Annotated in this window: 3 protein-coding genes and 1 pseudogene; all 4 read right to left on the bottom strand. The window is 29.5% G+C overall.

Annotation, left to right across the window (positions count from 1 at the left end):
- Positions 1 to 2,107: sigma-54-dependent transcriptional regulator (locus COL3_RS24235; protein WP_099716742.1), on the bottom strand; the 2,107-nt coding region annotated here is incomplete at its 3' end.
- A gap of 334 nt (positions 2,108 to 2,441) precedes the next feature.
- Positions 2,442 to 3,398: a carbohydrate kinase gene (locus COL3_RS24230; RefSeq protein WP_008420573.1), complete on the bottom strand. Its 957-nt coding sequence runs from the start codon at positions 3,396 to 3,398 to the stop codon at positions 2,442 to 2,444.
- 183 nt (positions 3,399 to 3,581) lie between these two features.
- Positions 3,582 to 5,069, bottom strand: a complete 1,488-nt coding sequence (locus tag COL3_RS24225; protein ID WP_008420575.1) for a glycoside hydrolase family 32 protein — start codon at positions 5,067 to 5,069, stop codon at positions 3,582 to 3,584.
- A gap of 38 nt (positions 5,070 to 5,107) precedes the next feature.
- A pseudogene (locus tag COL3_RS24220) lies at positions 5,108 to 5,293 on the bottom strand (sucrose phosphorylase); the annotation flags it as partial.

The following is a 5,293-nucleotide window of genomic DNA, read 5'->3' as shown; positions in this document are numbered from 1 at the left end:
TGGTAATATTATTAGTGTATCCCCTAAAATCAGTAAGTAAATATGAATATACTGAACTTAAGTCTGCATCACAAACAGAACACTTCCTAACTGCTTCTAGCACTAGCGGTGTGGAAACCATATCAATACTTTTTATATTTATACCCGTCTTTTCTGAAATAACATCAGCAAAACTATTTAAAGACCCCATATCTACTAAAAGTAATACGCCTTTTCCCTCATCCACTTGTTTAACTTTTTCTATAACAGTATCCAAAACATCTGCTGGGGATCTTTCAAGTGGCATGTCTACAGCTAATATATTATCTGCTTCAAATAATTTTTTAGCCACGCTAACCATACTAGTTGCAATATTAACTCCATGTGAAGCCACTACAATACCTACTCTTTCTTGACGAGAAGATTCCTGTATTGAGTTTAAAAGTAATGCTAGATACTCAATTTCTACATTAGGTATAGTGATGTTGAATTTTTTTTCTATAAGTGCATGAATTTCTTTGGCAACTTCGTATTCTTTGCTTTCTATTGATATTGATAAATCAATATTTGACTCAAAAGAAACTGTATTTTTCTTAATTCGGTTAAATAATGCACTAAAGTGAAGGCTCGTGGCATAAATAAATCTTTCATTAAGTTTTTTATTCAATCTCTTTTCAGCTAATATTTTAATTTCTTCTGAAAAATCTACTATATTTTTATCAACAATTTTTAATAATCCTTCTCTACGATTTATATCATTTTTGAATCTATCGTAAAATTGTTTTAAATGTATATTTATATCTGTTGTTATAAAACTTTTTATTTCTTCATCATTCATACCTTCTTCTTGAAGCATTGAAGTTTTATTCTTTATTATTCCGTAGATATTAAATGGTGTCTCATAATCTTCTGTCTCTAAAAATTTTCTATTACCATCTGGTCGAATAGTAATACTGTTAGGCATCATATTCCACATAGCTGTTTTATCTTTAGTTTGATTTCCAAATGCTAATATTCCGCTTTTTATATTTGGGGGTAATGTACCTAAATTTATTTCAATGTCATTATTTGTGTTGATACAATTAAAAAATCCCTTTGCACAAACCAATTGTATATTAGATTTTAATTGTCCAACATTTCCATAGGTCGCACTACCTATCAATGCTTTTATGGCTTCTGATGAAATCTTGATAGTTTTATTTACCCTCTGAGCTTCTTTTGAAAGTAAATATTGTACCAATTCTATTTTTTCATTGATTGGTCTTTCCTCAAAAGATGGAATAGCTATTGTTATAGGAATTCTTCTAATAAAAGTATTCAGTAATGTAGAATTTGGATCTTCAGTTGTTGCTCCAATTAATAACACATTTGCTTTATGCCGCCTATCTGTTTCCCCAAGCTTATTATAAGTTCCTGTATCCATGAAATAAAAAACCATTTCCTGCCCTTCTGGTGGTAACCTATGTATTTCATCTAAAAATAATATACCACCATCAGCTTTTTCAACTATCCCCTCCTTATCTTTCTCAGCGCCTGTAAATGCGCCTTTAGTATGTCCAAATATATGTGATAAAAGAAGTTGAGGATTATTAGAATAATCCGCACAATTAAATATAATAAACGGAGGATCTTCAGATAACTGTTTTATAGTTTTATAATATTTGTACATCATGTTAGCAAACAGACTTTTACCAACACCAGTACCTCCTATTATTAGGGTATGTAATCCATTAGGTGGATATAATAAAGCAGCCTTTGCTTGTTCTATTTGATTTTTCAAACTTGTGCTAAAGCCAATTAACGAGTCAAAAGATGATTTATCTTCTTTGTCATCCAAATTAACAAAATCATTAATTTCTATGCCTTCTTCAGATTCATCATTTAATGATACATTTAATAGTTTAGCAAATTGTTCTCTATCAAAATACAAAACAGGTCTATTTTTAATTTTAATTATTTTCTTTTCCCTACAAAGAGTATTAAGTTCTCTAGAGGCATTACTCCTTAATATTCCTAAATATTCTGCAACTTGTTGAGCACTAAACCCTTTAGTTTGGAATAATTTTTCCTTAGTAAATTCTTTAGAATTTGATAATATATACTTGTAAATCTTATCAATTTGCTTCATAGCATTATTACCTTCCTTCAATCCGTAGTTTTAAATTAGTAGTTCTTATCATCGGATATCCTAGAATATAAATAAATCATTGTCCCATCTAAGTAAAAAAACTTAATATAAATCATATATTTACTAAATTACATAGCAATTAGCATGCCAAATAAGCATGTAAATAAGATATGTATACTAAATTTAAAATATAAACCATATTTACTTAGTAAAAACATTTCCTCTTTACACGCTTTTTTTTAATTTACACAATACTACTTCCTATTAACACACTTAGTCCCTATTTTTTCAGTTTCATTACACACTAAATAATTAATCAATTATATTTTTACACTTATAATACATTAAGATAACTTTGTATTTCATTCAACGTAGGCATTGATGCTATTGCTCCATAATTTGTACACGTAATTGCTCCTACCTTATTAGCAAATGAAATTATATCCTTCCATTCCTCAAACCCAACATTTTTCTTATCTTTATTATCAGCTAATTTCTTTAATACTGCTCCAACTAGTGCATCTCCAGCTCCAGTTGAATCTATCTGTTTTACTTCAATAGATGGAATTATTTCATTTCTTCCATTAACACTTAAATATGTTCCTTTGGCTCCTAAAGTAATTGCCACAACCCTGACACCTAATTCATGCAGTTTATTAACACCTATTGTAATATCTTTTTCTTTAGTTATTAGAAATAACTCCTCATCACTTAACTTAGTAAAATCGCTGCTGCTTATAAATTTTATGCTATCTTCAATAAATGAGTCTAATTTATCTGAAGTTATTAAAGCATCACGATAATTAGGGTCAAAGGATACATAAATATTATTATCTTTTGAGTATTCAAGTAATTTAAAATAAGTGTTCTTCAACTCCCCTTCTAAAAATCCTGTTGCAGATCCAAAGTGAATAATATCTGAACTAGTCATTTTTGATAAATCAATATTATCAAATGAGTACTCACCATCACTTCCTCTTAAAAAATCAAAATTACGTTCTCCATTTGCATCAATTCCAACTAAAGCAATTGTCGTACTTCCCTTTTCCACAGCCATTTCAGTATTTATATTCAAATCTTTTAGCAGTTCAATCAAGAATTTACCAAAGAAATCATTTCCTACTTGTCCTAAAAAATAAGAATTTCCTCCTAGCTTAGAAATACAGGCTGCAACATTAGCCGGTGCTCCACCTGCTTTTTTCTCAAATTTTTCTCCATCTTTTAGACCTTTATTATCAATACAAACCATATCAATAAGCAATTCTCCAATACAATAAATGTTATTATTCATCTTAATCCTCCATATATATTTCTTGTTAATATTTAAGGTTACATAATAATATAACTTTTTTATCTTTATTTTACGTCAGCAATTTAGCTTACTTTAAAAATTCCATACTCCACTATACATTTAAAAGTGTCCAAATTATAATATCTAATTCAGCCACTTTTTAAATAAAATAAAATATTATTTCTATTTTAATACTATATCGTGTTTTTCAATGTTTATTGTAGCATTTCCTTTTGCATTAAACGAAATGTCTGTTGCATCCAGCATAGTATAGTAAGTAGAAGTCATAACTTGTTCACCATCATTTACGAAAATCTCAATAGAATATTTATCTATTATTAATCTTAATTTAATCTTTCCATTTTCATTTCTTACATTCATTTCTCTCTTATGCAACGAATCACCAAGCTTTGCAGAGTAACTTCTATCAAACGAAATTAGGTTTTTTCTTGGATCAAAAGTAATTAATGTTACATATTCCTCATTCTTAGCTATGTTAATTGAAAACTCTTCACAGTTTTCACCGTTAATTTCAATGGTCATATCTAATTCTCTTCCTGATATCCCCGGTAATTCTATATTATCATTAACTGATATATTCTCATATTTAACAGTATTTTCATAATAATTCTTAATTTCCCTAATTGGATTTTGAATTAAATGCCCATCTTTTACTGTAAGTTCTCTAGGAATACTCATCATGCCACACCATTTAAAATCTTCAGGAACAATATTATTTTCCCAAGATTGCATCCACCCAATCATAATACGCCTTCCATCCTCAGCTTCGAGGGTTTGAGGTGCATAAAAATCTAAACCATAGTCTATAACACCATAGTCTTGTCTATTGAATTTATGATTTTCTTTATCATATTCTCCAATTAAATATACTGTATTGTGCCCATTGTGAAATTTTAGTCCTTCTGCCTTTACCTCTTGCGGTGAAATAATCATAATATCACTACCATCAAGTTTGAAGAAATCTGGACATTCCCACATACGACCTATCTTATTTTCACTTCTGTCAAGAACATTAACAAGATTCCATCCGTGTAAATCTTGTGATTTATATAAAAGAATTTGTCCACTCCCATCAGCATGTCTACTACCAACTACAGCATAGAAATCATCTCCATCTTTCCATATCTTAGGATCTCTAAAGTCCTCGAGATTACTATCTTCTGGTAATGAGTAACTTGTAATAACAGGATTGCACTCTAATTTTTCATAGTCTATTCCATCTCCAATTGCTATGCATTGAGTTTGTCTAATTAGATGTGATCCATCTTCTTGTATTTTATCAATTACACCAGTATACATAAGTACATGTTTACCATCTAATTCTATAGCACTTCCTGAAAAACAACCTTCCAGGTCATATTCTTCATCAGGTGCAAGAGCTGCAGGTAACTGTTCCCACTTTATAAAATCTTTTGTTTTGCTATGCCCCCAATGCATCGGCCCCCATTTTGTATCATATGGATGATATTGATAGAACAAATGGTATTCTCCTGAGAATTTTGAAAATCCATTAGGATCATTAATCCAGCCTACTGGTGCAGATAAATGAAATGACGGTTTTTGCTCTACTGGAATTTTCTTTATAGATTCTTCTTCAAAAACTCTTGCCTTATTTAAAATTTCGCTATTACCTTTTATTATATTGCTCATAATAATTTCCTTTCATATTATAATAAATATTTTATAAGTTAACTTACACTAAACTCATAAGTTTTTAAGTCAGCTTTTAATACTGCAACATGTTCCCCGCATTTTCTAGTTATTACAAGCTTATTATCATTAACTTCCGTAATACATTCTCCATCCAATCCAAATGCTGGATTAGTATTTCTAAATTTCATTAAATCTCTAATGTCATTTACTATTTTTCTATT

This window comes from Clostridium sp. LS (genome assembly GCF_002760435.1).
Taxonomy (GTDB): Bacteria; Bacillota; Clostridia; order Clostridiales; family Clostridiaceae; genus Clostridium.
The sequence above is the reverse complement of the archived record's forward strand: the minus strand, read 5'-3'. Positions and strand labels throughout refer to the sequence as shown.